The 2,870-nt window shown below is 54.4% G+C and carries 2 rRNA genes (1 of these 2 cut by a window edge); both read left to right on the forward strand.

Annotated features, from left to right (window positions below):
- Positions 1–2,603, forward strand: a 23S ribosomal RNA gene (locus tag HZF05_RS13600) (it extends 190 nt beyond the left edge of the window).
- Positions 2,604–2,711: 108 nt separating this feature from the next.
- Positions 2,712–2,826, forward strand: a 5S ribosomal RNA gene (rrf, locus tag HZF05_RS13605).
- The last annotated feature ends 44 nt before the right edge of the window (positions 2,827–2,870 follow it).

The following is a 2,870-nucleotide window of genomic DNA, read 5'->3' on the forward strand; positions in this document are numbered from 1 at the left end:
TCACCAGAATGAATACATAGTTTTGGTGAAGCGAACCCGGAGAACTGAAACATCTCAGTACCCGGAGGAAAAGACATCAACCGAGATTCCGTTAGTAGTGGCGAGCGAACGCGGACCAGGCCAGTGCCTCTGATTCAACTAGCAGAACGATCTGGAAAGTTCGGCCATAGCGGGTGACAGCCCCGTATGCGAAAGTGAGATCAGAGGACTCGAGTAGGGCGGGACACGTGTAATCCTGTCTGAACATGGGGGGACCACCCTCCAAGCCTAAATACTCGTATGCGACCGATAGCGAACTAGTACCGTGAGGGAAAGGTGAAAAGCACCCCGATGAGGGGAGTGAAACAGTACCTGAAACGGATTGCCTACAAGCAGTTGGAGGGCCTTAAGGCCTGACAGCGTACCTCTTGCATAATGGGTCTGTGACTTAATGTATCGAGCAAGCTTAAGCCGATAGGTGTAGGCGCAGCGAAAGCGAGTCTGAATAGGGCGATTGAGTTCGATGCATTAGACCCGAAACCCGGCGATCTAGGCATGACCAGGATGAAGGTGGGGTAACACCCACTGGAGGTCCGAACCGATTAACGTTGAAAAGTTACCGGATGAGTTGTGTTTAGGGGTGAAAGGCCAATCAAGCCGGGAAATAGCTGGTTCTCCGCGAAAACTATTGAGGTAGTGCCTCGGACGAATACCCTAGGGGGTAGAGCACTGGATGGATGCGGGGGTCGCGAGATCTACCAACTCTAACCAAACTCCGAATACCTAGGAGTACTATCCGGGAGACAGACGGCGGGTGCTAAGGTCCGTCGTCAAGAGGGAAACAGCCCTGACCTACAGCTAAGGTCCCCAAGTCGTGTCTAAGTGGGAAAGCATGTGGGAATCCCAAAACAACCAGGAGGTTGGCTTAGAAGCAGCCATCCTTTAAAGAAAGCGTAACAGCTCACTGGTCTAAACAAGGGTTCCTGCGGCGAAGATGTACCGGGGCTCAAGACACGCACCGAAGCTTAGGGTGTGACATTAGTCACGCGGTAGCGGAGCGTTCCGTAAGCCTGCGAAGCGGTCTGGTAATGGACCGTGGAGGTATCGGAAGTGCGAATGCAGACATGAGTAGCGATAAACAGGGTGAGATGCCCTGTCGCCGAAAGACCAAGGGTTCCTGCTTAAAGCTAATCTGAGCAGGGTGAGCCGGACCCTAAGACGAGGCCGAAGGGCGTAGTCGATGGGAAGCAGGTTAATATTCCTGCGCCTGGGGATGTGTGACGGATCGCGTGTGTTGTTCACTCTTAACGGATTGAGTGGGCTTCGAAGCGGTTCCAGGAAATAGCCTCCCCGTACAGTCCGTACCCGAAACCGACACAGGTGGTCAGGTAGAGTATACCAAGGCGCTTGAGAGAAGTGTGCTGAAGGAACTCGGCAAATTGCCTCCGTACCTTCGGAAGAAGGAGGCCCCATGTAAGCGCAAGCTCTCATGGGGGGCACAGGCCAGGGGGTAGCGACTGTTTAGCAAAAACACAGGGCTCTGCTAAGTCGGCTTCAAGACGACGTATAGGGTCTGACGCCTGCCCGGTGCCTGAAGGTTAAGTGGAGGTGTGCAAGCACTGAAATGAAGCCCAGGTAAACGGCGGCCGTAACTATAACGGTCCTAAGGTAGCGAAATTCCTTGTCGGGTAAGTTCCGACCTGCACGAATGGCGTAACGACTTCCCCACTGTCTCCAGCACATGCTCAGCGAAATTGAATTCTCCGTGAAGATGCGGAGTACCCGCGGTTAGACGGAAAGACCCCGTGCACCTTTACTGCAGCTTCAGAGTGGCATTAGGAAAGAACTGTGTAGCATAGGTGGGAGGCTTTGAAGCATCGGCGCCAGCCGGTGTGGAGCCATAGGTGAAATACCACCCTGTTGTTTTCTGATGTCTAACCTGCTCCCGTGAAACCGGGAGAGGGACCCTCTGTGGCGGGTAGTTTGACTGGGGCGGTCGCCTCCTAAAGAGTAACGGAGGCGCGCGATGGTTGGCTCAGGCCGGTTGGAAACCGGCTGTTAGAGTGCAATGGCATAAGCCAGCCTGACTGCGAGACTGACAAGTCGAGCAGAGACGAAAGTCGGTCATAGTGATCCGGTGGTCCCTCGTGGAAGGGCCATCGCTCAACGGATAAAAGGTACGCCGGGGATAACAGGCTGATAACCCCCAAGAGCTCATATCGACGGGGTTGTTTGGCACCTCGATGTCGGCTCATCACATCCTGGGGCTGGAGCAGGTCCCAAGGGTTTGGCTGTTCGCCAATTAAAGTGGTACGTGAGCTGGGTTCAGAACGTCGCGAGACAGTTTGGTCCCTATCTGCCGTGGGCGTCGAAATTTGAGAGGAGTTGACCCTAGTACGAGAGGACCGGGTTGAACATGCCTCTGGTGGACCTGTCGTCGTGCCAACGGCGCAGCAGGGTAGCTATGCATGGACGGGATAACCGCTGAAAGCATCTAAGCGGGAAGCCTCCCTCAAGATAAGATTTCTTTAGGACGGTCGGAGACCACGACCTCGATAGGCCGGATGTGGAAGCGCGGTAACGCGTGGAGCTAACCGGTCCTAATTGTCCTATTCGCGCTTGCAGAGTCCACACCCCCAACCACAAGGCTGGCGGGCAGGAAACATACACAGCACGGTAATCCTCAACACATCGATTTCTAAAAACACAGTCTAACAGCACGTATCCTATAGCTTGGTGGCCATAGCGTCCGTGACCCACCCGATCCCATCCCGAACTCGGCCGTGAAACCAGACTGCGCCAATGGTACTATCGCCTAAGCGATGGAAGAGTAGGGCGCCGCCAGGCTTTACGATACGTGCTGCCTAAACTGTGATAAATAGAACCCATTC

It is taken from the genome of Sphingomonas chungangi, from assembly GCF_013778325.1.
Lineage (GTDB): Bacteria > Pseudomonadota > Alphaproteobacteria > Sphingomonadales > Sphingomonadaceae > Solisphingomonas > Solisphingomonas chungangi.